Origin of the sequence: Acinetobacter sp. S4397-1, assembly GCF_024129285.1 — a bacterium.
Lineage (GTDB): Bacteria > Pseudomonadota > Gammaproteobacteria > Pseudomonadales > Moraxellaceae > Acinetobacter > Acinetobacter lwoffii_C.
On sequence record NZ_JAMXXZ010000011.1, the window covers coordinates 16,588 to 42,234 of the forward strand.

General features: G+C 46.1%; 22 protein-coding genes and 1 pseudogene. 14 read left to right on the forward strand and 9 right to left on the reverse strand.

Translation table 11 applies throughout. The features are described 5' to 3' along the window. The first annotated feature begins 61 nt into the window (after nt 1–61). The 9 genes from benA (at nt 62) to pcaD (ending at nt 8,691) form a co-directional block, all read left to right on the forward strand. Nucleotides 62–1,450, forward strand: coding sequence for a benzoate 1,2-dioxygenase large subunit (gene benA / locus NI467_RS07665; protein ID WP_151203409.1), 1,389 nt, complete (start codon nt 62–64; stop codon nt 1,448–1,450). Beyond that, nucleotides 1,447–1,938, forward strand: coding sequence for a benzoate 1,2-dioxygenase small subunit (gene benB / locus NI467_RS07670; RefSeq protein ID WP_151206351.1), 492 nt, complete (start codon nt 1,447–1,449; stop codon nt 1,936–1,938). The genes benA and benB overlap by 4 nt, the downstream gene beginning before the upstream one ends. A gap of 90 nt (nt 1,939–2,028) precedes the next feature. Beyond that, entirely contained in the window at nt 2,029–3,045 is a 1,017-nt protein-coding gene (gene benC, locus NI467_RS07675; protein ID WP_253152113.1) for a benzoate 1,2-dioxygenase electron transfer component BenC, read from the forward strand. Nucleotides 3,046–3,061: 16 nt separating this feature from the next. Next, nucleotides 3,062–3,847, forward strand: coding sequence for a benzoate diol dehydrogenase BenD (gene benD, locus NI467_RS07680; RefSeq protein ID WP_253152114.1), 786 nt, complete (start codon nt 3,062–3,064; stop codon nt 3,845–3,847). Nucleotides 3,848–3,899: 52 nt separating this feature from the next. Continuing rightward, a complete protein-coding gene (gene benE / locus NI467_RS07685) occupies nt 3,900–5,117 on the forward strand; it encodes a benzoate/H(+) symporter BenE (protein WP_253152115.1) in 1,218 nt (405 codons plus the stop codon). A gap of 27 nt (nt 5,118–5,144) precedes the next feature. Next, complete coding sequence (locus NI467_RS07690; RefSeq protein WP_253152116.1) at nt 5,145–5,813, forward strand: 3-oxoacid CoA-transferase subunit A; 669 nt, start codon at nt 5,145–5,147, stop codon at nt 5,811–5,813. A 23-nt stretch (nt 5,814–5,836) separates the two neighbouring features. Then, nucleotides 5,837–6,490 carry a 3-oxoacid CoA-transferase subunit B gene (locus tag NI467_RS07695; RefSeq protein WP_253152117.1) on the forward strand — a complete coding sequence of 218 codons (654 nt, stop codon included), beginning with the start codon at nt 5,837–5,839 and terminating at the stop codon, nt 6,488–6,490. A gap of 148 nt (nt 6,491–6,638) precedes the next feature. After that, on the forward strand, nt 6,639–7,844 hold the full coding sequence (gene pcaF / locus NI467_RS07700) for a 3-oxoadipyl-CoA thiolase (protein WP_253152118.1): 1,206 nt from the start codon (nt 6,639–6,641) through the stop codon (nt 7,842–7,844). Between the two features lie 67 nt (nt 7,845–7,911). Beyond that, nucleotides 7,912–8,691, forward strand: a complete 780-nt coding sequence (gene pcaD, locus NI467_RS07705; protein ID WP_253152119.1) for a 3-oxoadipate enol-lactonase — start codon at nt 7,912–7,914, stop codon at nt 8,689–8,691. Nucleotides 8,692–8,749: 58 nt separating this feature from the next. On the opposite strand, the gene NI467_RS07710 is transcribed toward pcaD, so the two are convergent. Continuing rightward, nucleotides 8,750–9,631 (reverse strand): EamA family transporter, encoded by an 882-nt coding sequence (locus NI467_RS07710; protein WP_253152120.1) that lies wholly within the window; start codon nt 9,629–9,631, stop codon nt 8,750–8,752. Nucleotides 9,632–10,228: 597 nt separating this feature from the next. On the opposite strand from NI467_RS07710, the gene NI467_RS07715 reads away from it, so the two are divergent. After that, complete coding sequence (locus NI467_RS07715) at nt 10,229–11,296, forward strand: putative zinc-binding metallopeptidase (protein ID WP_253152121.1); 1,068 nt, start codon at nt 10,229–10,231, stop codon at nt 11,294–11,296. An 82-nt stretch (nt 11,297–11,378) separates the two neighbouring features. Here the strand turns inward: NI467_RS07715 and NI467_RS07720 are convergent, their stop codons facing one another. From NI467_RS07720 to NI467_RS07730, 3 genes are all read right to left on the reverse strand, one after another. Beyond that, on the reverse strand, nt 11,379–12,875 hold the full coding sequence (locus NI467_RS07720; RefSeq protein WP_253152122.1) for a succinate CoA transferase: 1,497 nt from the start codon (nt 12,873–12,875) through the stop codon (nt 11,379–11,381). 114 nt (nt 12,876–12,989) lie between these two features. Continuing rightward, entirely contained in the window at nt 12,990–14,159 is a 1,170-nt protein-coding gene (locus NI467_RS07725; RefSeq protein WP_253152123.1) for a thiolase family protein, read from the reverse strand. 98 nt (nt 14,160–14,257) lie between these two features. Further along, the gene (locus NI467_RS07730) at nt 14,258–16,039 is read right to left on the reverse strand and encodes an acyl-CoA dehydrogenase C-terminal domain-containing protein (protein WP_151203396.1); all 1,782 of its coding nucleotides are present in this window, start codon (nt 16,037–16,039) and stop codon (nt 14,258–14,260) included. Between the two features lie 312 nt (nt 16,040–16,351). On the opposite strand from NI467_RS07730, the gene NI467_RS07735 reads away from it, so the two are divergent. Further along, nucleotides 16,352–16,981: a TetR/AcrR family transcriptional regulator gene (locus NI467_RS07735; RefSeq protein WP_151203395.1), complete on the forward strand. Its 630-nt coding sequence runs from the start codon at nt 16,352–16,354 to the stop codon at nt 16,979–16,981. A 15-nt stretch (nt 16,982–16,996) separates the two neighbouring features. Here the strand turns inward: NI467_RS07735 and NI467_RS07740 are convergent, their stop codons facing one another. The 5 genes and pseudogenes from NI467_RS07740 to cysK all read right to left on the reverse strand — a co-directional run bounded on the left by NI467_RS07740 (nt 16,997) and on the right by cysK (nt 21,556). Then, nucleotides 16,997–17,194, reverse strand: a complete 198-nt coding sequence (locus NI467_RS07740) for a heavy-metal-associated domain-containing protein (protein WP_253152124.1) — start codon at nt 17,192–17,194, stop codon at nt 16,997–16,999. Nucleotides 17,195–17,248: 54 nt separating this feature from the next. Beyond that, entirely contained in the window at nt 17,249–17,674 is a 426-nt protein-coding gene (gene cueR / locus NI467_RS07745) for a Cu(I)-responsive transcriptional regulator (protein ID WP_253152125.1), read from the reverse strand. Further along, on the reverse strand, nt 17,671–20,160 hold the full coding sequence (locus NI467_RS07750) for a copper-translocating P-type ATPase (protein ID WP_374982204.1): 2,490 nt from the start codon (nt 20,158–20,160) through the stop codon (nt 17,671–17,673). The genes cueR and NI467_RS07750 overlap by 4 nt, the downstream gene beginning before the upstream one ends. Before the next feature lie 36 nt (nt 20,161–20,196). Then, nucleotides 20,197–20,361, reverse strand: a pseudogene (locus NI467_RS14915) (cation transporter); the annotation flags it as partial. 196 nt (nt 20,362–20,557) lie between these two features. Further along, nucleotides 20,558–21,556 carry a cysteine synthase A gene (cysK, locus tag NI467_RS07755; RefSeq protein ID WP_174659825.1) on the reverse strand — a complete coding sequence of 333 codons (999 nt, stop codon included), beginning with the start codon at nt 21,554–21,556 and terminating at the stop codon, nt 20,558–20,560. Between the two features lie 282 nt (nt 21,557–21,838). On the opposite strand from cysK, the gene NI467_RS07760 reads away from it, so the two are divergent. The 3 genes from NI467_RS07760 (at nt 21,839) to sstT (ending at nt 25,641) form a co-directional block, all read left to right on the forward strand. Next, nucleotides 21,839–22,159 (forward strand): helix-turn-helix transcriptional regulator, encoded by a 321-nt coding sequence (locus NI467_RS07760; RefSeq protein WP_151206368.1) that lies wholly within the window; start codon nt 21,839–21,841, stop codon nt 22,157–22,159. 210 nt (nt 22,160–22,369) lie between these two features. After that, entirely contained in the window at nt 22,370–24,118 is a 1,749-nt protein-coding gene (locus tag NI467_RS07765) for a SulP family inorganic anion transporter (RefSeq protein WP_253152127.1), read from the forward strand. 326 nt (nt 24,119–24,444) lie between these two features. After that, nucleotides 24,445–25,641, forward strand: a complete 1,197-nt coding sequence (gene sstT / locus NI467_RS07770) for a serine/threonine transporter SstT (RefSeq protein WP_151203388.1) — start codon at nt 24,445–24,447, stop codon at nt 25,639–25,641. Nucleotides 25,642–25,647 lie beyond the last annotated feature (6 nt).

A 25,647-nucleotide genomic window follows, 5' to 3' on the forward strand; every position in this document is an offset into this window, starting at 1 on the left:
GATGAGAGTCTAAGAACGACATCCCGATGACTTACCCTGTTTGGAAAGTCGGAGACTGGACATGCCTCGTATTCCTGTAATTAACACCAGCCATTTAGACCGTATTGATGAATTACTGGTCGATGATTTTGAATCCGGTGAATTTAAACTCCACCGTTCGGTCTTTACAGACCAAGCCATGTTTGACCTGGAGATGAAATACATCTTTGAAGGCAACTGGGTCTATCTGGCACATGAAAGCCAGATTCCAAACAACAATGACTATTACACCACCTATATTGGCCGTCAGCCGATTATTATTGCGCGTAACCGCCAGGGTGAGCTGAATGCCATGATTAATGCCTGTTCACACCGTGGTGCACAGCTGTGTCGTCATAAAAAAGGCAACAAGGCAACTTATACCTGCCCTTTCCACGGCTGGACATTTAACAACTCTGGCAAACTTTTAAAAGTAAAAGATCCGACAGATGCCGGCTATTCAGACTGCTTCAACCAGGACGGCTCACATGACCTGAAAAAAGTAGCCCGTTTTGAAAGTTACAAAGGCTTTCTGTTTGGCAGCTTAAACCCGGATGTGCCAAGTCTGGAAGAATTCTTGGGTGAAACCACCAAAATTATTGACATGATTGTAGACCAGTCAGATCAAGGTTTAGAGGTTTTACGCGGCTCTTCAACGTATACCTATGACGGTAACTGGAAGCTGACTGCTGAAAATGGTGCGGATGGTTATCATGTATCTGCAGTGCACTGGAACTATGCGGCCACTACCCAGCAGCGTAAAGAAAAAGAAGCCGGTGATAACATTCGTGCCATGAGCGCCGGTGCATGGGGCAAACAAGGCGGCGGTTGTTATGGCTTTGAACATGGCCATATGCTGCTGTGGACACAATGGGCCAACCCGGAAGACCGTCCAAACTTTGCCAAGCAGGATGAATATACCGAGAAATACGGTGAAGCGATGGCGAAATGGATGATCGAGCGTTCACGTAACCTGTGTATTTATCCGAACGTTTATTTCATGGACCAGTTTGGCTCACAAATTCGTGTATTGCGCCCGATCTCTGTCAATAAGACCGAAGTCACCATTTACTGTATCGGCCCTATCGGCGAAGCGCCGGAAGCCCGTACTCGCCGTATCCGTCAATATGAAGACTTCTTTAACGCATCCGGCATGGCGACTCCAGATGACCTGGAAGAATTCCGCGCCTGTCAGGCGGGTTATGCCGGTATCGCGCTGGAATGGAACGACATGTGCCGTGGTTCCAAACACTGGATTCAAGGCCCAGATGATGCAGCCAATGAAATTGGCTTAAAACCAAAACTGTCCGGAATCAAGACTGAAGATGAAGGTCTGTATCTGGCCCAGCACCAGTACTGGCTAGAGTTGATGAAAAAAGGCATTGCAGCTGAAAAAGAACTGGCAGCACAGACTGAAGGAGAAACCGTATGAGCGACATCAGTTTAGAAAATATTGCCCAGTTTCTTTATCAGGAAGCTCGCTTTTTAGATGACAAGCAATGGGATGACTGGCTGAACTGTTATGCACCTACTGCATCTTTTTGGATGCCGGCATGGGATGACGATGACAGCTTGACTGTAGATCCACAGTCTGAAATTTCCTTGATCTACTATCCGGACCGTCAAGGTCTGGAAGACCGAGTCTTCCGTATCAAGACAGAACGTTCATCGGCCACCATACCGGACACCCGGACCAGCCATAACATCAACAATATTGAAGTTGTGGAACGCGACGGTGACAAGGTCACTGTACGTTTTAACTGGAATACCTTGAGCTTCCGCTACAAGACCAATTATAGCTACTTCGGCATGTCACGTTATGTGATCGATTTTTCGGGTGAACAACCGAAAATTTTAAGCAAATACGTGGTACTGAAAAACGACTACATCAACCAGGTCGTCGACATTTATCACCTGTAAGACTGTCTGCACAGCCAGGTATCACCTTTCAGCCAGATGGAAAATTGGCTGAAAGGTTTAGTTTCAAAGATTTATATAGGATATTCAGCCATGTCAAACCACAATATTGCACTTCAATTTGAAGATGGCGTGACACGCTTTATTAGCGTTGCCCAAGGTGAAACCTTGTCGGATGCAGCTTACCGTCAAAAGATTAATATTCCTTTGGACTGCCGTGACGGAGCATGCGGAACATGCCGTGCCTTTTGTGAATCAGGTGCGTATGACATGCCGGAAGAAACTTATATTGAAGATGCATTAACGCCGGAAGAAGCTGAACAGGGTTATATTCTGGCCTGCCAATGCAAGCCGACTTCAGATGCAGTCTTCCAGATTCAGGCGTCTTCAGAAGTCTGTAAAACTACCATCCATGCTTTTCAGGGCACCCTGGCACGTGTAGACAACCTGTCGGAATCTACCATTACCTTTGATGTTCAGCTCGATGAAGGTCAACCGGACATTCATTTTCTGGCAGGTCAATATGTCAATGTAACGATTCCAGGTACAACAGAAACCCGCTCTTATTCATTCAGCTCTAAACCGGGTAACCGTTTAACCGGCTTTGTGGTGCGCAACGTACCCAATGGCAAAATGAGTGAATTCTTGAGTAAGAATGCCACCGCGGGCGATAAAATCAGCTTTGCCGGTCCATTCGGTAGTTTTTACTTACGCCCTGTGACCCGTCCAGTATTGATGTTGGCTGGTGGTACCGGGATCGCTCCATTCCTGTCGATGCTGCAAGTATTGGAAGAAAAAGGCTCAGAACAACCTGTCCGTCTGGTCTTTGGGGTGACCAATGATTTTGACTTGGTGGCTCTTGAAAAGTTAAATGAACTGCAAGAAAAATGCCCTTGGTTTGAATATCGCACAGTGGTTGCAAGTCCGGAATCGGTACATGAACGTAAAGGCTATGTCACGGGTCATATCGAAAATGAATGGTTGAATGACGGCGATGTCGATATTTATTTATGTGGGCCGGTGCCTATGGTTGAAGCGGTCAGAAGCTGGCTAGACACAGAAGGCATAAAGCCTGCGAATTTCCTGTTTGAAAAATTTTCTGCGAATTAATAAAAGGAAGTTTTCCATGTCAGCACGTCAAAGATTTTTAAAAAGAGTTGTGATTGTCACAGGCGCCGCCCAGGGTATTGGTCATGGGGTGGCTTTGCAAGCAGCCCGCGAAGGTGCACAAGTAGTCTTGGCTGATTTTTCCGATTATGTTGAAGAAACACTGGCTGAAATTGAAGCTTTTCAGGGTGATGCCATTGTTGTCAAAGCCGATCTGGAAACCTATGCCGGCGCTCAGGCCGTGGTGGCCAAGGCCATCGAAGTCTATGGCCGTGTAGATGTGCTCATTAACAATGTGGGGGGTGCCATCTGGATGAAGCCCTTCGTTGAGTTCTCACCTGAAGAAATTGAAAAAGAAGTCAGCCGCTCATTATTTCCGACGCTATGGTGCTGCCATGCAGTATTACCTGAGATGCTGAAAAATAAGGAGGGCGTGATTGTGAATGTCTCTTCCATTGCAACCTGCGGTATCAATCGTATTCCTTACTCGGCCTCCAAAGGTGGAGTCAATGCACTAACCCGATCACTGGCATTTTGCCATTCCAAAGATGGTATTCGTGTGAATGCCGTTGCAACCGGCGGAACTGAAGCACCACCACGCAAAATCCCTCGTAACACTAAACCGTTATCAGAGGAGGAAAAATCCTGGATGCAAGAAGTGGTCGACCAGACGATTGACCGCACTTTTATGGGTCGTTATGGAACGATTCTGGAGCAGGTCAATGCCATTTTATTCCTGGCCTCTGATGATGCTTCATATATTACTGGAACGGTTGTGCCTGTAGGCGGTGGCGATTTGGGTTAACCAGACTATCTGAACGTTTACGGGATCATTGAATGCAAGGAGGCAAATCGCAATGGGAACCCTAGTTAAAACATTAAAAAATGACTGGTCTATTTCAGCCACTGTTGCAGGATTTTTAGCAGTGCTGATTTCCTATGCCGGCCCCATGATTATCTTCTTTCAGGCCGCCCAACAGGCTGACGTTTCATCCAGCATGATGGCCTCATGGATCTGGGGCAGTTCAATTGGGGCAGCCATCACCGGTATTGTTTTATCCATCAAATTTAAAGTCCCGGTGATTACCGCCTGGTCCGCCCCGGGTACAGCTTTACTGGTTGCCCTGTTTCCAGGGATTACTCTCAATGAAATGGTGGCGGCTTATATTAGCTCAGCCATCATTATTTTTATCATTGGGGTCACCGGATCATTTGACCGGCTTTTAAAAGCCATTCCTCAAGGACTGGCTGCCGGCATGATGGCCGGTATTCTCTTTCAATTCGGGATCGGATTATTTAAAGCAACCGACAGCATGCCTTATGTGGTCTTTGGCATGCTGCTGTGCTTTTTACTGGCCAAACGCTTTTCTCCCCGCTATGCCATTATTTGGGTTCTGATTGCAGGCATTAGCCTCAGTTTTATCTTTGGGAAGATCAATCCGGTTGCCATGAATTTTTCATTGGCTATTCCGGAGCTGATCATGCCGCAATGGACCTGGTCATCCACTTTAAACCTGGCCCTGCCTTTGACCATTGTCAGTCTGACAGGACAGTTTTTACCGGGTATGGCCATTTTAAAGCTCAGTGGATATGACATGCCGGCCAAACCTATCCTGAGTCTGGCCAGTATTGTTTCTGTAGGCGTGGCGATTGTGGGCGGGATTACGATTGTACTCGCTGCAATTACCGCCGCGCTGTGTACCGGTAAAGATGCCCACGAACTCAAGGAAAAACGTTATATCGCCGGTATTGCCAACGGCATTTTTTACATTTTAGGCGGTTTGTTTGCGGGCAGTATTGTCATGCTGTTCAGCATCTTGCCCAAAGAACTGGTTGCGGCTCTTGCAGGACTGGCCCTACTTGGCGCGATTGCCACTAATATTTCCACAGCAATGCACAATGAATCACAACGTGATTCGGCATTAATTACCTTTATGGCCACCGCATCAGGCATGAGTTTTTTAGGGCTCAGTTCCGTCTTCTGGGGCATTTGTATCGGTATTGTGGCACATGTGATTTTAACCAAACGCACTGGCCAGACTGTTGCTGTGACGGGCACTCAAACCCAGCGTTAATGACCATTTGTTGAATTAGGAAATATTATGATTGATAAATCATCTGCTTTAACCGAAGCACTTGCACAAATTAAGGATGGCTCAACCGTCATGATCGGTGGCTTTGGTACAGCAGGTCAGCCTGCTGAACTGATTGATGGTCTGATCGAATTGGGCATCAAGGACCTGATTATTGTCAATAACAATGCCGGAAATGGTGATTATGGTTTGGCTAAGCTGCTCAAATCTGGTGCTGTTCGTAAAATTATCTGTTCTTTCCCGCGTCAATCCGACTCCTGGGTCTTTGATGAGCTGTACCGTGCCGGAAAGATTGAACTGGAACTGGTACCGCAGGGTAATCTGGCTTGCCGTATTCAGGCGGCTGGCATGGGCCTAGGCCCAATCTATACACCAACTGGTTTCGGTACTTTGCTGGCTGAAGGCAAACCGACCCTCAACTATGAAGGCAAAGACTATGTACTGGAAAATCCGATCAAGGCAGATTTTGCCCTGATCAAAGCGTCTCAAGGCGATCGCTGGGGCAATCTGGTGTACCGTAAATCTGCCCGTAACTTTGGCCCGATCATGGCGATGGCAGCCAATGTCACCATCGCCCAGGTTTCTGAAGTGGTTGAACTCGGTGCCCTGGACCCGGAGCACATTATTACTCCGGGGATTTTTGTTCAACACGTGGTTCAGGTTCAGCCTGCACAGTAATTGCAGCTAAGGAGAGAAGATTCATGAGCTATATCAAACTGACCCGTGACCAGATTGCTGAGCGTGTGGCACAAGACATTCCAGATGGCGCCTATGTCAATCTGGGCATTGGCCTGCCGACTAAAATTGCCAGCTACCTGCCTGACGATAAAGACGTCTTTCTGCATTCGGAAAATGGCTTGCTGGCGTTCGGCCCGCCTCCTGCGGAAAAAGACCGTGATCCGGAGCTGATTAATGCCGGTAAAGAATACGTCACCATGCTCACCGGAGGCAGCTTTTTCCATCACGGTGATTCATTCGCCATGATGCGGGGCGGTCATCTGGATATTGCGGTACTTGGAGCTTTCCAAGTGGCTGAAAATGGAGATTTGGCCAACTGGCATACCGGCGCACCCGATGCGATTCCAGCCGTTGGCGGTGCAATGGATTTGGCTGTGGGCGCCAAAAAAGTCTTTATCACTACTGATCATGTCACCAAAAATGGGGAAGCTAAGATTGTGGCTGAGCTGAGCTATCCGGCAACCGGTCTGAAATGTGTAGACCGCATTTATACTGACCTCTGCATCATTGATATAACTGCGGATGGCATGAAAGTGGTCGAAAAAGTAGAAGGTTTGTCATTTGCAGAATTACAGTCGATGACGGGTGCAACGCTGATTGATGCGACTCAGGGTTAAGAACTTTAGCAAATTCAAACCCCATTCTAAAAGATACCTGAGGTTCCTTCTCCCTCTGGGAGAAGGCTAGGATGAGGGAAAATTTAACAAACCTCTCCCTAACCCTCTCCAATAAAGTAGAGGGAACTTTATAAAGAAGAGATTAGATATGAAAAACGCATATATTATCGATGCCATTCGTACCCCATTTGGCCGTTATGCTGGTGGTCTCGCGCCTGTTCGTGCAGATGACTTGGGCGCATTACCGATCAAAGCCCTCATGGAACGTAATCCATCCGTCAACTGGGAACAGGTAGATGATGTCATCTATGGCTGCGCCAACCAGGCGGGTGAAGATAACCGTAACGTGGGCCGTATGTCAGCCTTGCTGGCCGGTTTGCCTTATCAAGTCCCTGCCACCACTGTCAACCGTCTGTGTGGCTCGTCGCTGGATGCAGTCGCCCTGGCAGCACGTGCAATTAAAGCCGGTGAAGCCAACCTGATAGTTGCTGGTGGGGTAGAATCTATGTCGCGCGCGCCCTTTGTAATGGGCAAATCTGAAACCGCCTATGGCCGTAGCCAGAACATTGAAGATACCACCATGGGCTGGCGTTTTATCAATCCAAAACTCAAAGCATTATATGGTGTTGAAACCATGCCGCAAACGGCGGAAAACGTCGCGCAACAGTTCAACATTAACCGTGAAGATCAGGACCGTTTTGCCCTGACCAGTCAGCAGCGCACAGCGGCAGCACAAGCCAAAGGCTTCTTTACTCATGAAATTATTCCGGTGGTCATTCCACAGCGTAAAGGCGATCCGGTTGTCGTGAATCAGGATGAACACCCACGTGCTTCAACCACGGCAGAGGCGTTGGCCAAACTGAAACCTGTGGTCAAAGCAGACGGAACCATCACCGCCGGTAATGCCTCAGGGATTAATGATGGTGCGGCTGCACTGTTAATTGCCTCGGATGAAGCAATGGCACAACACGGCTTAAAAGCACGGGCCAAAATTATTGGCTCAACCGTCGTAGGGGTTGAACCGCGCATCATGGGGTTTGGTCCTGCACCTGCGATCAAAAAGCTGCTCACTCAAACCGGTCTGACTCTAGAGCAGATGGATGTGATTGAGTTAAACGAAGCTTTTGCAGCTCAGGCTCTGGCCTGCACCCGTGACCTGGGCCTTGCAGATGGCTCGGAGAAAGTTAACCCGAATGGTGGTGCGATTGCCTTGGGTCATCCACTCGGTGCATCCGGTGCGCGTCTGGTTACTACGGCCTTAAATCAGCTGGAACAGAGCGGTGGACAATATGCCCTCTGCGCCATGTGTATTGGGGTGGGTCAAGGTATCGCTTTAATTATTGAGCGTGTTTAAATAAAGAATTCTTCCTCAGCTCCCTTTGATAAAACAAGAGGGTTTAGGACCTAAAAAGGAATATTTCATGCCAACATTTACATCAAATGATGCACAGATCAATTATCAGACTTTTGGCGATGCCACCAAGCCTGCGCTGGTTTTTTCCAATTCGTTGGGTACTAAATTCAGTATGTGGCAGCCACAAATTGAATTTTTTCAAAAAGATTATTTTGTGGTGTGTTATGACACTCGCGGTCATGGAGGCTCAACAGCACCACAAGGCCCCTATCAACTTGATCAATTAGGTCAAGACGTCATCCATTTACTGAATCATCTGAATATCCAGAAAGCCGATTTTTGCGGTATTTCCATGGGTGGGCTAACCGGGCAATGGTTGGCAATTAATCACCCTGAACGTTTTAATCACGTGATTGTGGCCAATACAGCCGCGAAGATCGGTCAGGAGCAAGCCTGGCTGGAACGTGCGGCCTTGGTTCGTGCACAAGGTCTGGCACCGATCGCATCCACTGCCGCATCACGCTGGTTTACCGAACCCTTTATCCAAAGCAACGCAGCAATTGTGGCAGAACTTTCAAACGACCTTGGAGCTGGCAGCCCGGAAGGTTATGCAAGCTGCTGTGAAGCTTTGGCTAAAGCGGATTTACGTGAGCAAATCAAATCAGTTTCGGTGCCGGTACTGATTGTGGCAGGTCAGCAAGATCCGGTTACCACAGTGGCAGACGCTCAGGCCATGCAACACAGTATCGTCAATAGCCAGCTCTGTGAAATCAATGCCTCACATATTTCCAGTGTAGAGCAAGCTGAAGCCTTTAATCAGGCGGTTCAGGCATTTCTTGCTGCTTAAACGCATTGTTGGATCAAGGAAAAGCCACTGCTGAGCAGTGGCTTTTTTTATATAGACTCTAGGCCCATATCACTAAAACCGCCGCCATCACCACCAGAACCAATCCCCAATGTTCAGTACGGGCCAGTTTTTCTTTAAAGAAATAAGCAGAAATCAGCATACTAAACAAAATCTCGATTTGTCCCAAGGTTTTGACTACCGGTACGCTCATCATGCTCATGGCAGTAAACCAGCCAAGTGATGCCATAAAACTGCAGATACTAACTTTAAAGACCAACCCCAGACGCTGCCACATTTCTACTAAAGTCTGGCGACTAAAAATGCTCAGATACATCAGCATGCTCAGGCACTGAAAGCTGATGACCATCATCAAGACCCAGGCCGCCCGATGTAAAGCCGGCAAGGTATTCAGCTCCAGACTGGCTTCGCGTACCAGAAGTGAGGTAATTGCAAAACTTAAACCACTTCCGATTCCAATAACCAGAGTTTTGGGAGAAAATCCAGTCACCTCCCGACCTTTACTCAAGAGAAAAACGGCATAAGCACCCAGCGCCACGCCTGTCCAGGCCAAAACAGACAACTGGTCGGATAAAAAGGCAACCCCAATCATGGCAGCCAGTATGGCTTCACTTTTAGCGAGTCCTACGCCAATGGCGTAATTTTTCTGCTTAAAGAGCTGCACCATCAGCGCAGTCGCTAAAATCTGACTTGAGCCGGCAATCACAATATAGATCCAGAATTTTGGGCTAAAATGCACGATATTTTCAGCCGGTTTCAGATCATACAAACTACTGAGATAAAGCGCGGCAAATGGCAATCCAAAGATAAAGCGCGCAAGGGTAACTCCCCAAACATCTACCGTTGTACTTAACTGTTTTTGGAAGGCATTACGCCAGGCTTGCATAAATGCCGCCATTAAAGTAAAGAAAATCCAGCTCATTGCCCTATGCCACGACCACAAAAGTAAATTAATTCTATGCCTTAGCCCATCGTATGACTAATTAAAAATGGGATGAGATCTAATAGCTGAAAGTTTAATTTTGTGGCTTAAAAAATAATTTAAATTTATCAATACGCAAATATCAGCGACACATAAGCGTCTAAGTTGAAGTCTGAATTGCCGAAGAAAAATAAAGTATGGATAAATGGGCGATCAATAAAACCTTACTCTTTAATAGCTGCTTTATTGAACTCTAAGAAGTTGAAGCTCAAACCCGGCAGAATAATCTTTGTGCATCGAAATAAAGCATTCACTTTCAATCGAATTGGGTAATAACTTAGAGGCTGCCTAAATTTAAAACCGTAAAATTAATTTTATCACCTGCCTATTCTTTTGATTTTTAAATTAAAAAAAATTAGAAAGTATGCCTGATATAGCTTTTATGCTTGTCTTTACAAATTATAAGTATCAGGTTTTTGCTGAAGTTTTTATTATTCTTATTAAAACACATATGCCGTGATGCAGTTTATTTTATGGAATCACCTCTCTATTTTATAAAGAGGTAAGTAAAGAAGATAAAACTGCAAGGGAGCAGAAATGAAATATTTTGAATGTGCAATTTGCCATCGGCAGATCTTTTTTTATAAATCAGTATGTGATCATTGCCTGCTTCCTATCGGTTATGTCGCTTCTGAAAAAGAGCTGTGTACATTCAAGAAACAAAGCCCGACGGAATGGATTCCGGTGGCCAAGCAGTATCGGCATACCAGTTACAAGCCCTGTCATAATTATACTCACTATCAGGTTTGTAACTGGATGATTCCTAGCAGCGATGAAGAAGATTTCTGTGAATCCTGCCAGCTGACCCATGTAATTCCCAATCTGGAGAATACAGAAAACCTGATTTACTGGTTCCGTCTGGAAGAAGCCAAGCGCCGTTTTCTATATCTGGCCCTGGGCATGAATATGATGCCGCGTCCGAAATATTCAGAGAATGATCCCTTTGGGATACGCTTTGATTTTATTCTGCCCGAAGAAGATAAACCAGTGCTGACAGGACACTCCAATGGCGTCATTACCCTGAATGCCATTGAGGCAGATGTGGTTTATCGAGAAACAACACGGGTAAATATGGGTGAAAATTACCGGACTTTATTGGGGCACTTTCGCCATGAAAGCGGTCATTACTATTTTAATGTCATGCAGCATTTACATCCTGAACTGCTGGATGAGTTTCGCCAGTATTTTGGTAATGAACAGCAAGATTATAGTCAATCTCTGGAACGTCACTATAACAAAGGCGCACCCATCAACTGGCAGGAAAACTATATCAGCAGCTATGCGTCGGCTCACCCGTGGGAAGACTGGGCCGAAACCTGGGCGCATTATCTGCACATGATGGAAACTCTCGAAACTGCCTATTATGCGGGCCTGCGTGTGCAAGGAAATAATCGGGACCTGGCCAGTATGAATTTTAAGGAATGCCCGATTGGCGGACAGGATTTTGAACATATTTTAGAAAACTGGATTACGCTGACTTTCAATCTGAATGCGTTGAACCGCAGTATGGGGCTAGAAGATGCCTATCCTTTCAAGCTCTCAGAAAGCGTCAAAGATAAACTGCGTTTCATTCACCGCCATGTACTGGAAAAAGTTTTTAAATAGTTCAAAGAATGTTGAAACGACAAAAACTGAATAAAGCCCGTCTTAGACGGGCTTTATTTTACAATCAATGCAATTAAGAGTCTTAAGCGATTTTCATGGAACCGGTTTCTTCAAATTGAGCATGCCAGGACAAGGCTTCATTTAATAAGTGCGGTGTATGGCCACCACGTGCACAAGCACGCTCAAAATAATCATTCAAACTTTCGCGATAATCCGGATGAGCACAGATATCAATAATCTTGCGGGCACGTTCACGCGGCGCCAGACCGCGCAGATCTGCCAAACCTTGCTCAGTCACCAAAATATCTACGTCATGGTCGGTATGGTCAATGTGGCTCACCAGAGGAACTACTGAAGAAATTGCCCCACCTTTGGCATAGGATTTGGTCACAAAGATGGCAAGATGCGCATGGCGGGTAAAATCTCCCGAGCCACCAATACCATTCATCATCTTGGTCCCTGCGACATGAGTGGAGTTCACATTTCCGTAAATATCAAACTCCAGTGCCGTATTAATCGCAATAATACCGAGGCGGCGAATCAGTTCGGGATTATTGGAAATTTCCTGCGGGCGCAAGACAATTTTATCTTTATACTGATCAAAATTCTTCATCACCCGTGCGGCCCAGTCATCGCTCAGGGTCATGGAACAGCCAGAAGCAAAGGTCATCTTGCCGGAGTCGATAAGCTGAAAAGTGCAGTCCTGCAAAACTTCAGAATACATTTCCAAGTTATTAAAACTGGAGTGTTCAAAGCCGGCAAATACCGCATTGGCCACTGAGCCTACACCTGATTGCAGTGGCCCCAGATTTTCCGGTAAACGCCCTGCTGCGACCTCCTGCTCAAAAAAATCAATCAGGTGACTTGCAATTGCCAGCGTTTCTTCATCTGGTTGGTCCATACCAAAGGAAGTATCTGGAATCTCGTTCATCACAATCGCAGCAATTTTTTCAGGCGCCACATGAATCCCGATCGTTCCAATCTTGTCACTGGCTTGTATCAGCGGAATTGGCCCGCGGTTTGGACGAGCTTGTGGCAAATAAATATCGTGAACCCCTTCAAGCACAGGGTTGATCGTCATGTCAATTTCAATGATGACCCGGTCTGCCATTTCGATGAAATTTGCAGAATTTCCGCAAGAGCCTGTTGGAATAATCTGACCATCTTCGGTAATGGCGGTGGCTGCAATGATAGCTACATTAATTGCGGGCAGGTTTTTATGACGGATATTGTCGGCCAGCTCAGAGAGATGCTGGTCGACATACATGACTTCGCCCGCATTAATCGCTTTACGTAAAGAAGGATCGGCCTGATAAGGATAACGGCGGGTTATAACGTGTGCTTCATTAAGTTTGCCATCAATCTGGTTCCCCAGACTTGCACCTGTCGCCAAGGTAATATGGATTGGATGCTTCCGTGCATACTCAGCCAATGCCAAAGGCACAGTTTTCGCCTCACCTGCTCCACCAAAACCGCTTAAACCAATGACATCGCCCTCTTGAATGAGTTGTAGTGCTTGTTCTACAGATACCACTTTATCTTGTAATGGGAGCAAACGAATGCGCTCTAAACCGTTCATAAGAAATCTCAAAAAATATAAAATAAACAAATGGTTGCTTCTGGCGAACCAGAAGCATAACTCTTTGAATCAATAGTTAATTTTGCTCATTCGAGCATTGAGTTCTGGACGGACTTAAACCAGTTCTACTGCAATCGCAGTTGCTTCACCGCCGCCGATACAGAGTGCGGCAATGCCCTTCTTGCCGCCGGTACGTTTTAAGGCATGAATCAAGGTCACAATAATACGCGAGCCTGAAGAACCGAGTGGATGACCTAAAGCGCAGGCACCGCCATTGATGTTGACTTTGGCTGTATCCAGATCAAAGGCATCTATTGCAGCCATCGTCACCATGGCAAATGCTTCATTAATTTCCCACAGATCGACTTCTTTGGCATTCCAACCGGTTTGCTTTAATACTTTTTCAATGGCACCAACCGGTGCAATGGTAAATTCACTTGGATGTTGTGAATGGCTGGCATAAGCCACAATATTGGCAAGCGGTGTTAAGCCGCGCTCTGCTGCAATCTCGCTTGAAGTTACTAATAATGCAGAGGCACCATCTGAAATTGAACTGGCATTTGCCGCAGTAATGGTGCCGTCTTTCTTGAACGCCGGGCGCAAGCTTGGAATCTTGTCTATCTTGGCATTTAAAGGCTGTTCATCCTGATCAACTGTGACCTCGCCTTTGCGGCTGCTGACCACCACCGGTACGATTTCATCTTTAAAGAACCCGCCCTCAATCGCTGCAACCGCCTTGTTTAGTGAAGCAATCGCATATTGATCCTGCTGTTCACGGGTATAGCCTTTTTTGTCTGCCATGTCCTGCGCCAGAATTCCCATTGACAGGCCTGTCTCAGCATCTTCCAGCCCTTCCTGAAACATATGATCAGTGACTTTGCCATGCCCCATGCGAAAACCGGCACGTGCCTTATCCATCAAATAGGGCGCATTTGACATAGACTCCATGCCACCTGCTACCACAATTTCAGCCGAACCCGCTTTGATTGCATCTGCGGCCTGCATCACGGCTTTCATACCTGAGCCGCAGATTTTATTGATGGTGGTTGCACCCGTAGCATCAGGTAAGCCTGCCTGACGCATCGCCTGACGTGCCGGTCCCTGTTTAAGCCCTGCTGGCAGTACACAGCCCATGATGACTTCATCAATTTCATTGGGCTGTAAACCCGAACGTGCCACCACTTCTTTAATTGCAGCCGCCCCCAAATCTGGTGCTGTATAGCTAGAGAGTGAACCTTGGAAACCGCCCATGGCGGTACGTACAGCTTCTACGATTACGATCATGATATTCATCCTTCTATTCTTTTTCAGTAATCAGACATTGCAGTTTATATAGACTGCAATGTATCTCTGGTGACCAGTTTTTTGATCTTTTTTAATCATTAGGCCTGAGCAGTAAAATAATCTTCTGGCAACTGCATGACCAGATCGGCACCTGCCTGAATGCGTTGCAAACGTGCATCTAGATCCGGCAGAACTTTGGCAAGATAATAGTCGGCCAGAACCAGTTTATGCTGATAGAAACTTTCCGCTTTTAAGCTGGCTGCCTGACTGATACGTGCATACATATACACAAAACTGAGCAGTCCCACGGCATGCAGATAGTCTACTGCAACGGCATTGGAGAAATCAGAATCAGTCTGAGACTGGGTAATGATATAGGCGGTAATATCTTCCAGTTTTTGACACACATCCAGAGTCACCGCTTTAATCGTTAGACTGTCATCCAAGCCTTGGGCAAATTCACGAATTTCACTTAGATATTCAGCTAAATACGCCCCTTTGCATTTGGTCGTCTTACGGCCAATCAGGTCAATTGCCTGGACCCCGTTGGTGCCTTCATAAATCTGTGCAATACGCAGGTCGCGAATACATTGCTCCATTCCCCATTCACGGATATAACCATGACCACCGAAGCACATTTGCGCTTCCAGTGCAGAATCCAGTGCTTTATCGGTCAGATAGGCTTTGGCAATTGGGGTAAGTAGCGCGACACGGTCTGTGGCTTTGCGTATTGCTTCCGGATCATTAGAATATTTAGTAATGTCGAGCTGTTGCCCTACATATACCGCAAATGCACGTGAAGCTTCATTATTAGCACGGACATTCAATAGCATACGGCGCACATCACCATGAACCAGAATTGAGTCTGCCGGTTTTTCAGGTGATTTTGCACCTGTTGAGGCACGTCCCTGTAAACGGTCGGTCGCATATTGGGCGGCATTCTGATAGGCAAACTCCGCAGCACCAATTCCCTGAATGCCCATCGACAGACGTTCATAATTCATCATTACGAACATGCCGGCCAGACCTTCATTTTCATTACCCACCAGATAGCCTTTGGCGCCGTCAAAGTTCATTACACAGGTTGCAGAGCCTTTAATCCCCATTTTATGTTCGATAGAACCGGCCGATACGGCATTACGCTCACCCAAAGAACCGTCAGCATTGACCAGAAACTTCGGCACAATAAACAGAGAAATTCCGCGCGAACCGGCCGGCGCATCTGGCGTTTTGGCCAGAACCAGGTGAATGATGTTGTCGCACAGGTCATGCTCACCACTGGTAATAAAGATTTTGGTACCGGTAATATTGTAGCTGCCATCAGCATTCGGTTCGGCTTTGGTTTTAATAATGCCTAAATCGGTTCCTGAGTGTGGCTCAGTCAGACACATGGTGCCAGACCATTCACCTGTATAAAATTTTGGCAGATAGGTTTCTTTTTGCGCCTGAGAAGCCCGGTCATTGATCGCCATGCCGGCACCTACCGTCAATAGCGGATAAAGCATAAAGGAAGGGTTGGTACTCCAGATCATCTCGTCTGCCAGCACGGTGAGCATTTTAGGCATATTCTGGCCGCCCCATTCTTCGGGTGCACCCAAACCAACCCAGCCACCTTCGGCAAACTGGCGAAATGCCTCTTTAAAACCTGCAGGGGTGGTCACTTCACCCTGATGAAATTGAGCGCCACCGCTTTCATCGGCCGGACGGTTCAGATCCAGAATAACGTTTTTTGAAAACTTGGCCATTTCTTCCAGAATCGCATGGGCTGTGGCCAAGTCAAGATGAGCCAGCTTTTCATTGTCTTGCCAGAATTTTTCAGCCTGAAACACATCCTTTAAAATAAATTCCATGTCTTTGAGAGGCGCATTATAAATTGGCATGTTCAACTTCCTTAAATGGTGATACCCAAATCTGTAGCTGAATATTGTGATAGCTACATGACTGTATGACTTTACTTGGCAGAAAATAGAATAATTAGGGTAAAAAGGGAATTTTATTTAAGCAAACTGACCTTTAGGGTTCATTTTTCTTGACAATCCTTCAGGAAGGGTGCGCTCTATATAAGTCAAATACGCCAACTGACGAATAAACATACAGCTTTGAAGCAAAATAACGACCTTAGTTTTATATTCACTGGCAAAAATATTGCATAATCTGGGTCTGTTCTTTTTCGAGACGTATGGACCAAGAAGATGACGACTGTAAGACAGCAGAACTTTCTTCTTCGTAAAGAGAAGATATTAAACATGGCTGAATGCCTGTTACTGGACAATCATCAGGATATTACCCTGAGTGAATTGGCTAGTGAGCTGGATATCGCGAAGGGAACAATTTATAAACATTTTAAAAGCAAGAATCAGCTTTATCTGGAATTGATTATTCGCAACGAAAAAAGAATTCTGGAAATTTCGAAAAATCACAATAACGATATCAAGCACTATGTGTCCCAATATATGCTGTATCACATGCTGAATTCTAATCGCACCATTTTATTGCATGTGATTGAGGAACGTCTGACTAATAATGAAAAAAATCTGAAAGAACTTTTTCAGGAGCTGTACCAGATTCGAGAAGAACGAATTATCCGGATCAAAGACATGACACATGATTATCTATTGTCTTTAGACAGTGCCATGTCAATACGGGATTATCTGTCTTATATCTGGACAGTCACCTATGGAGCTTCACTGCTGCTCAATTCGACCCACTATCAAAAATCAATCGGCTCACGTGAACGGCTGATCAAGCTGTATATTAATCAGGCGCTGATGACGCCAGATAAAATTTCTTCCATGGAATCAAAAATGCCTAACTTGAGTTAGGCATTTGATCTTATTTTAAGTTGCTGGAACCGGTGGAAAACCATCTTCCGTCAGGGCCGCAACAATTTCAGCTTCGCTACGGCTGCTTTGCAATTCGACCAGTTTACTTTCCACATCAATCACAACTGTTGCATGGTCATCCAGATCTTTAATGGTCGCTGTCACACTGCGCGCACAGCCACCACAGGTCATATTGTTAATACGGAATTTCATTTCTTTCTCCATTGCATTAAGTAAATTCATTGAGTGTATGCTTTAAATACCGGACTATTTTTGACAGTCTGAACTGGAACATTCGGGCAAGCTACCCTGCTCGATCTGTTTTAAAATCTGGCAATCCGATTCTTCATTGCCAGCACACTGATCTACCGACTGCTGCAAAATATGAATCATTTTCTGCATATCGGCAATTTTCTGTTGTAAACGCTGTATATGCTGTTCCGCCAGCTGTTTGACATCCGCACTATGTCTGGCACTGTTCAGCCTTAAGTCCAGCAGTTCTTTCATCTGGGTTGATGAAAACCCCAGTTCGCGCGCATGCTGTATAAAACTGAGAGTTTTAATATCTTGCTCGGTATAGAGGCGATAACCTGAGGTGCTGCGCTTCGGTTCGGGCAATAATCCAATCTCTTCATAATAGCGGATCATTTTTGCCGAGATCCCCGAACGTCTGGCGGCCTGGCCAATATTCATGACTGTTCCTTAAACTGGACGGCCTGATAGGTCTTTAATCTTAACGCATTCGACACTACGAATACCGAAGACAAAGCCATCGCACCGGCGGCAAACATCGGAGAAAGCAGAATGCCAAAAAATGGATACAGTACACCAGCTGCAATCGGAATCAAGGCGATATTATAAATAAAGGCCCAAAACAGGTTCTGGCGAATATTACGCATTGTGGCCTGACTTAAGCCAATACCAGTCGCCACATGCTGTAAATTTCCTGACATCAACACCACATCTGCAGCTTCAATTGCGACATCTGTTCCAGTGCCAATCGCCATGCCTACATCAGCCTGAGCCAAAGCCGGTGCATCATTAATCCCATCTCCCACAAAAGTCACAACGCCATGTTGCTGCTGTAATTGTTGTACAGCTTCAACTTTTTCATGCGGCAGCACTTCTGCAATCACCTGATCAATCTTTAACTCTCTGGCAATGGCTTGTGCAGTATAGGCATTATCTCCAGTGATCATGGCCACTTTTAGCCCCTGATCATGCAGAGCCTGAATTGCGCTATAGGTCGTCGGCTTGATCGGATCGGCCACCGCAATAATTGCAGCCAGTTGCTGGTCAAGCGCGACATATAACGGCGTTCTGCCCTGATCACCCAGTTGCTGAGCCATGTGTTTAAACAGGGCAAGATCCAGTCCCAGTTCCAGCATCAACCGTTCGGCACCTATATGCACCTGATACCCTGCCACCTGCGCCTTTACACCAGCCCCTGTAATCGAATCGAACTCACTCACGTCCAGCAACTCAAGCTTCTGTTGCTGTGCCGCCTCTACAATTGCATGGGCTATCGGGTGTTCAGACTTGGCTTCTACTGAGGCCACAATTTGTAAAACTCGTTGAGGCTCAAAACCCTCCGTAACCTCAAAATCGGTTAAAGCCGGTTTACCCTCTGTCAGCGTACCGGTTTTATCGACAGCAACCACTTGCGTACGTTGCAAAAGCTGCAAAGCTTCCCCTTTACGGAATAAAACCCCTAACTCGGCGGCACGGCCTGTACCCACCATAATGGAAGTCGGGGTCGCCAGGCCCATGGCACATGGGCAGGCAATAATCAATACAGCAACTGCATTGACCAGTGCATAAGTCAGATTCGGCTCCGGTCCGAACAGGAACCAGATAATAAAGGTCAGTGCTGCCAGCCCCATCACCGCAGGTACAAACCATAAAGTGACCTTGTCTACCAGCGCCTGAATAGGCAGTTTGGCGCCCTGTGCCTGTTCCACCATCTGAATGATCTGGGCCAGTACCGAATCCTGTCCAACCGCAGTGGCCTTGATCTGCAAGGTTCCATTCTGGTTGACGGTACCGCCAATGACCTGATCGCCTGACTGTTTAATGACCGGTAGCGGTTCACCACTGATCATGGCTTCATCAATATAGCTTTGACCAGAGACAACTTCCCCATCGACGGCCACTTTTTCACCCGGGCGGATTTCAATCAGCATACCTTGCTGGACTTCTGCAATATCCAGATCAATCCAGACTCCATTTTGCTGGATACGCGCCGTTTTAGGCTGCAGACCAATGAGATACTGAATAGCCTGCGAGGTTTTGCCTTTCGCCCGAGCTTCCAGATACCGTCCCAGCAGAATTAGCGCCACAATAACGGCAGCTGCTTCAAAATACACATGTACGGTTGCCTGTGGTAAAAGCTCAGGCAGGAAGGTTGCAATACAGGAAAAGCTATAGGCAGCAAGCGTACCTACTGCCACCAGCGAATTCATGTCCGGTGCCAGACGCAATAAGGCTGGAATTCCATGCTGATAAAAACGTCTTCCCGGAAAGACCAGAATCAGGGTGGTCAATACAAACTGTAAATACCAGCTATTCTGGGTCCCCAGAGTCTGCAAAATAAAATGATGAAATGCAGGAATTAGATGCGAGCCCATTTCCAAAATAAATACCGGAATCGCCAAAGCCAGCGCCATCCACAGGTCACGCTTGAGTTCTGCAGTTTCCTCGGCTTTTTTCTCCTGAAACGCGGCATGAGTATCCATGGTTGCATGACTCAGCTCCCTGGCCTGAAAACCCGCCTTTTCGACCGCAGCAATCAGTTGGGGGAGCAGGCTGCGTGACGCCTGTACACGCGCGGTTTCAGTCGCCAGATTGACCTGTGCTCCTTGAACACCTTCGACTTTAAGCAAAGCCTTTTCTACCCGTGCCACACACGAGGCACAGGTCATCCCTTGAATATTTAGCTCAATGTGTTCCGCACGGACATGAAATCCTGCCTTTTCAATCGCCTGAACCAGAGTGGAGGTCTGTAGTGAAGAAAGAGCAATGACCTGTGCCTGTTCAGTCGCCAGATTAACTCGCGCATCCGTCACACCTTCCACCTTTTTCAAGGCCTTTTCGACACGTGCCACACACGAGGCACAGGTCATGCCTTCAATGCCCAGATTCAATTGCTGGGTCACCACAGCAAAGCCGGTTTTTTCAATGGCCTGTAGCAAGGTAGCGGCTGCAACGGGCTGCTGGCTTTTTACCCAGGCCTTTTCTGTAGCCAGGTTGACCTGCGCATCCGTCACGCCTTCCACCTTTTTTAAAGCCTTCTCTACCCGCGCTACGCATGAAGCACAGGTCATTCCTGAAATCTGCAATTGTTGTTCATACAGTTGGGGGCTATCGACTTTGCTCATCATGCTCTCCACTGGCTCATGGAATATATTTACTTTTATGAGTCTATAGCTTAAACATTCCCACTATGGGAAGGTCAAGTATTTCTCTATCTGGTGACTATAAAAATTAAAACCTGATTTTTAAAATAAAAAACCCGGAAGCTGTTCCGGGTCTTTTACATTTTGTGTGGTCTATTGTAAGTACGATGGCGAAATCAGCTTATTCAGCAGAGATGTCTTCAAACAGAATGGAAGATAAATAGCGCTCACCACCGTCTGGTAAAATGACCACAATATTTTTACCCGCGTTTTCAGGTCGTGCAGCCAGTTGTGCCGCCGCCGCCATTGCCGCGCCACAGGAAATACCCACCAGAATTCCTTCCTGGGTTGCCGTCTTACGTGCCCATTCAACGGCGTCAGTACTGTTGATGGCAATGACTTCATCGACCAGGTCCAGATCCAGATTAGCTGGAATAAAGTTCGCCCCAATTCCCTGAATTTTGTGTGGCCCTGGTGTCAGGGTTTCGCCACGCTTTGCCTGACCGATAATTGGCGATTCAGCAGGCTCCACTGCCACGGTATATAGAGGCTGGTTTTTAACCTGTTTAAAATAACGCGAAATACCCGTAATCGTGCCCCCCGTACCGACACCTGCAACCAGAATATCTACCTTACCACCAGTAGCTTCCCAGATTTCCGGTCCGGTGGTTTCTTCATGAATTTTCGGGTTGGCCGGGTTTTCAAACTGTTGTGGCAGGAAATACAGATCCGGATTCTCATTAAGAAGACGTGTGGCTTCGTCGACTGCACCTTTCATTCCTTTGGCCGGATCTGTCAGTACCAGATTCGCCCCCAAAGCTTTGACCACTTTACGACGCTCAATACTCATGCTGGCAGGCATGGTTAAAGTAATATCATAGCCCTTGGCGGCAGCCACAAACGCCAGCGCAATACCAGTATTACCACTGGTTGGCTCAACAATATGCATGCCCGGCTTTAACTTGCCCGACTTTTCTGCATCGGCAATCAGCGCAGCACCAATACGGCATTTCACTGAAAAAGCAGGATTACGGCTTTCAACTTTTGCAAGTACCGTTGCCGCAGTCGAAATTACACGGTTAATACGAACTAGTGGTGTATTTCCAATCGCGTCTGCATTATTACTATATACGGCGATACCGAGATTTGAAGGAGTTGGAAAAGCTGGATCTGTACTCATGAGTATATCCCTAATGTTATAAGTTCAAGTGTTGGCACCATCATACAAGCATTTTTTCTGTTTGTAGATGCCCGATGACTTCTATACAAAATGGCGAGACTTTGCTGAAATAACATTTTTACTATGCATTAAAGTCTGCTTATATATCAACATCAAGTACATAACTTTTTTTAATAACTGGACGCATTAAAAATAATAAAACTTAATCTTTTTGAGCAATGTAATCCCCTGTATGAGTTCATATAATCAGGGACGCTGTAATTTTATAAATGGACATTCTGAATGAAAACCGATCTCGAAATTGACATCATGCGGGATTCAGCACAACAGGTCGTCGCTATTTTAAAGTCTCTGGCTAATACGGACCGTCTGCTTATCTTATGTCATCTTTCTCAATCAGAAATGAACGTCTCTCAAATTGAAGAAATGACCGAGATTAGACAACCCACCCTTTCCCAGCAGCTCATGATGCTACGCAGGAACGACATGGTCAGTACCCGCCGCGATGGTAAACAGATTTATTATTCTATTAAAGATCCTCACTTGGTGGAAATGCTGAATACCTTATACCGGCTTTATTGTCCTCAGGAACTCTTGGGCTAAAGAATGGATTCTAATTTAAATTGATAAAATACATTAAGTTATAGATGAAACCATTTTAAATGGAGGTTTAATCGAACAGTTTTAGACGATCAGGTTTCATCTAAACTTTTTTACTCATGCTGCGTAAAATTTATCAGCTGCATTTTATTTTTAAGACTTCTTAGCAGAATTTGTGCATAATATATCTATATTTGTGATTTAGACCTTGATATGCCCAATTCCAAGTCCAAACTGCTGCATAGAATCCCTGCCTGGGCTTGGTTAAGCCAATATAATTCAATCAAATTTAAGTCTGATGCACTGGCTGCATTTATTGTGGTGGCCATGCTGGTTCCGCAAGGGATGGCCTATGCAATGCTGGCGGGATTACCACCCATGATGGGTTTATATGCCAGTATTCTGCCGATGATCATTTATGCCTTGCTCGGTGGCAGTTCTACTTTATCCATTGGTCCCGTCGCCATCATTTCAATGATGACTTTTGCCACCTTAAATCCCTTGTTTGAGGTCGGTTCAGCGGCGTATATTGAAGCAGCCACATTGCTGGCTCTGCTGGTCGGTATCATTTCCCTACTTTTGGGTCTACTCAGGTTTGGCTTCTTAATTCAGCTGATCAGTCATCCGGTCATTCACAGTTTTATTATAGCTTCCGCTTTACTGATAGCCTTGGGCCAGTTCAAGTTTCTGGTGGATTTACCCTTAAAAGCCAATAATATTCCGGAACTGGCGCTAAGCTTATGGGAATATCTGCCGCGTCTGCATCTGCCCAGCCTGATTTTCGGCATTTGTGCCCTGCTGATACTGATTTATCTTCCCAAGATTTTAAAATCGCAACGCATTCAGAGCCTGATCGGGTCAACTGACTTTCTCGTGCGCGCCGTACCGCTGATCTTGGTCTGTCTCGGGATTACTGCTGTGGTTTTTCTGGATCTTAAACTTCAAGGTATTCAGACGGTCGGAGAAATTCCATCTGGTTTTCCACCGTTGTCTTTTCCACACTGGAATTGGGATCTGGTGATCAGCCTGTTACCGGGTGCCGCCATGATTGCCATGATCAGCTTTGTCGAATCACTTTCCATTGCCCAAGCCACAGCCTTACAGCAACGCAGTAATTTAAATAGCAATCAGGAACTGATTGCACTTGGGGTGGCCAATATCAGTGCCGGAATCAGTTCGGCATTTCCTGTAACTGGCAGTTTGTCACGTACTGTGGTAAATGCCGATGCGGGTGCCAAAAGTCCTATGGCAGGTGTGCTGTCTTCATTGTCCCTGATTATTGTCAGCCTATTCTTTACCAGTTTTTTCGAAGATTTGCCGCTGACCATTCTGGCCGCTACGATTATCGTTTCCATCTGGAAGCTGGTTGATTTTCAGCCTTTTGTAGATGCGTGGCGTTATTCCAAAGCCGACGGGATTGCGATGTGGATTACCTTCTTCAGCGTGGTGCTGATTGATATTAGTGCAGGCCTGCTGATTGGTATTGTATCGACTTTTGCCCTGATGTTATGGAGAATCAGCCGGCCGCATATTGCCGTGCTGGGACTGGTAGAAGGTACGCAGCATTTTCGTAATATTCAGCGCCATCAAACCCGGACTTCTGAACGTGTCTTATCCTTAAGGATTGATGAAAACCTGACCTTTTTAAATGCCAACAGTTTTAAAGGGTATCTGATTAATCAGCTGAGCCATAATGATCAGTTGCAGCATGTTATTCTGAACTGCTCCAGTATCAGTGCGATTGATCTGAGTGCACTAGAAATGCTGGAAGAGCTGAATGCTGAATTGGCCAAGCTCAATATTCGCCTGCATTTTGCTGAAGTCAAAGGCCCGGTGATGGACCGTTTACATACCTCCAAACTGTTGACCTATTTAAGTGGTCAGATCTATTTGACCCATTTTCAAGCTATTCAGGACTTGGCGCCAGAAATTTTTGAAGCGCCTCAGGATGATAATCTTTAAGTCCAATCCTGCTCAAACTCATGGTTGAAATGGACTTTCAACCATGAGTTATTTTATCTTGCATTTAATTATAATTTCAGGTGATTAATATTTAATTGCTATTTATTTTATAAATGAAAATCTGGAATTCTAGGTAAAATAAGCCCCAAAATAGATATTTTATGGACAGAGTCGATTATTTTAAAAAAGGTTTTAACTATAATTTCCATTTCATATCAAGGGTTTATTTTTTATCTGAAAATATTTTCAATCCCTTTGAAATTTAAGTATAAAATAGTGCCAATTTTTTTTAAATTTCGCCCTCGTAATTTTCACAAGGCAACCTTATGTTTTCTGCCCTTTCGCGTATAAGTTTAGTCTCTCGAATCATTATCGCCATTATTTTAGGTGTAGCCGTAGCTGTGGTTTTTCCCGAAGCTGCGCCGTCACTCCGTCTGTTGGGTGATCTGTTTATTAAAGCACTAAAATCTGTTGCGCCGATTCTGGTATTCGTTCTGGTCTTAGCTTCAATCGCGAATTTTAAAGTTGGTCAGACCAATGTCGCGATTCGTCCCATCATGCTGATGTATGGTGCCGGCATGTTCTTGGCTGCACTCAGTGCCGTTGTGGCGAGCATGCTGTTTCCAAGCACGTTATTTCTGGACATTGCAGCCCAGGCTGACTTGCAACCACCGGGGAGCCTGGGTGAAATTTTGCAGAATTTAGTGCTGAGCTTTGTGGCAAACCCGATAGTGGCAATTTCGGAAGCCAATTTTATTGGCATTCTGGCTTGGGCAGTGGCTTTGGGAATGGCATTTCGCCATGCTTCGGACAGCAGCAAAACCTTGCTGAATGACACTGCTTCTGCCGTGAATCATGTGATTCGTCTGGTGATTAGCTTCGCGCCTGTCGGTATTTTTGGTCTGGTGGCAGTGACCTTTGCTGAAGCAGGTCTTGAAACCTTGTCCAACTACGCCCAATTGCTCACGGTTCTTCTGGGCACCATGCTTTTTGTTGCTCTGGTGATTAACCCCTTAATGGTGGCGCTGGTCACACGCCGTAATCCTTATCCTCTGGTCTTTACCTGCTTACGGGAAAGTGGCATTACCGCCTTCTTTACCCGCAGTTCCGCAGCGAATATTCCTGTTAATCTGGATCTGGCCAAGCGTTTAGGAGTGAGTGAGTCAACCTCAAGTGTAGCAATTCCCCTAGGTGCGACCATCAATATGGGCGGTGCTTCAGTCACCATTACAGTACTTACTTTAGCCGCAGTTCATACGCTAGGCATCAGCGTAGACTTTAGCACCATGCTGATTCTGTCTGTTGTTGCGGCGGTATCTGCATGTGGGGCTTCAGGTGTAGCCGGTGGCTCCCTGTTGCTCATTCCAGTAGCATGTGGCCTGTTTGGAATTTCTTCGGATATTGCCATGCAGGTGGTTGCGATTGGTATGGTGATTAGTGTCTTGCAAGACTCGACTGAAACTGCCTTAAACTCCTCTACCGATGTTTTATTTACGGTAGCAGTAGACCGCGCTTTAAATTGATTTTAT

Bases quoted from the DNA above. Each gene is read 5' to 3' on its own strand.
- benA (WP_151203409.1), top strand. From the start codon at position 62: ATGCCTCGTATTCCTGTAATTAACACCAGCCATTTAGACCGTATTGAT.
- benB (WP_151206351.1), top strand. From the start codon at position 1,447: ATGAGCGACATCAGTTTAGAAAATATTGCCCAGTTTCTTTATCAGGAA.
- benC (WP_253152113.1), top strand. From the start codon at position 2,029: ATGTCAAACCACAATATTGCACTTCAATTTGAAGATGGCGTGACACGC.
- benD (WP_253152114.1), top strand. From the start codon at position 3,062: ATGTCAGCACGTCAAAGATTTTTAAAAAGAGTTGTGATTGTCACAGGC.
- benE (WP_253152115.1), top strand. From the start codon at position 3,900: ATGGGAACCCTAGTTAAAACATTAAAAAATGACTGGTCTATTTCAGCC.
- NI467_RS07690 (WP_253152116.1), top strand. From the start codon at position 5,145: ATGATTGATAAATCATCTGCTTTAACCGAAGCACTTGCACAAATTAAG.
- NI467_RS07695 (WP_253152117.1), top strand. From the start codon at position 5,837: ATGAGCTATATCAAACTGACCCGTGACCAGATTGCTGAGCGTGTGGCA.
- pcaF (WP_253152118.1), top strand. From the start codon at position 6,639: ATGAAAAACGCATATATTATCGATGCCATTCGTACCCCATTTGGCCGT.
- pcaD (WP_253152119.1), top strand. From the start codon at position 7,912: ATGCCAACATTTACATCAAATGATGCACAGATCAATTATCAGACTTTT.
- NI467_RS07710 (WP_253152120.1), bottom strand. From the start codon at position 9,631: ATGAGCTGGATTTTCTTTACTTTAATGGCGGCATTTATGCAAGCCTGG.
- NI467_RS07715 (WP_253152121.1), top strand. From the start codon at position 10,229: ATGAAATATTTTGAATGTGCAATTTGCCATCGGCAGATCTTTTTTTAT.
- NI467_RS07720 (WP_253152122.1), bottom strand. From the start codon at position 12,875: ATGAACGGTTTAGAGCGCATTCGTTTGCTCCCATTACAAGATAAAGTG.
- NI467_RS07725 (WP_253152123.1), bottom strand. From the start codon at position 14,159: ATGATCGTAATCGTAGAAGCTGTACGTACCGCCATGGGCGGTTTCCAA.
- NI467_RS07730 (WP_151203396.1), bottom strand. From the start codon at position 16,039: ATGCCAATTTATAATGCGCCTCTCAAAGACATGGAATTTATTTTAAAG.
- NI467_RS07735 (WP_151203395.1), top strand. From the start codon at position 16,352: ATGACGACTGTAAGACAGCAGAACTTTCTTCTTCGTAAAGAGAAGATA.
- NI467_RS07740 (WP_253152124.1), bottom strand. From the start codon at position 17,194: ATGAAATTCCGTATTAACAATATGACCTGTGGTGGCTGTGCGCGCAGT.
- cueR (WP_253152125.1), bottom strand. From the start codon at position 17,674: ATGAATATTGGCCAGGCCGCCAGACGTTCGGGGATCTCGGCAAAAATG.
- cysK (WP_174659825.1), bottom strand. From the start codon at position 21,556: ATGAGTACAGATCCAGCTTTTCCAACTCCTTCAAATCTCGGTATCGCC.
- NI467_RS07760 (WP_151206368.1), top strand. From the start codon at position 21,839: ATGAAAACCGATCTCGAAATTGACATCATGCGGGATTCAGCACAACAG.
- NI467_RS07765 (WP_253152127.1), top strand. From the start codon at position 22,370: ATGCCCAATTCCAAGTCCAAACTGCTGCATAGAATCCCTGCCTGGGCT.
- sstT (WP_151203388.1), top strand. From the start codon at position 24,445: ATGTTTTCTGCCCTTTCGCGTATAAGTTTAGTCTCTCGAATCATTATC.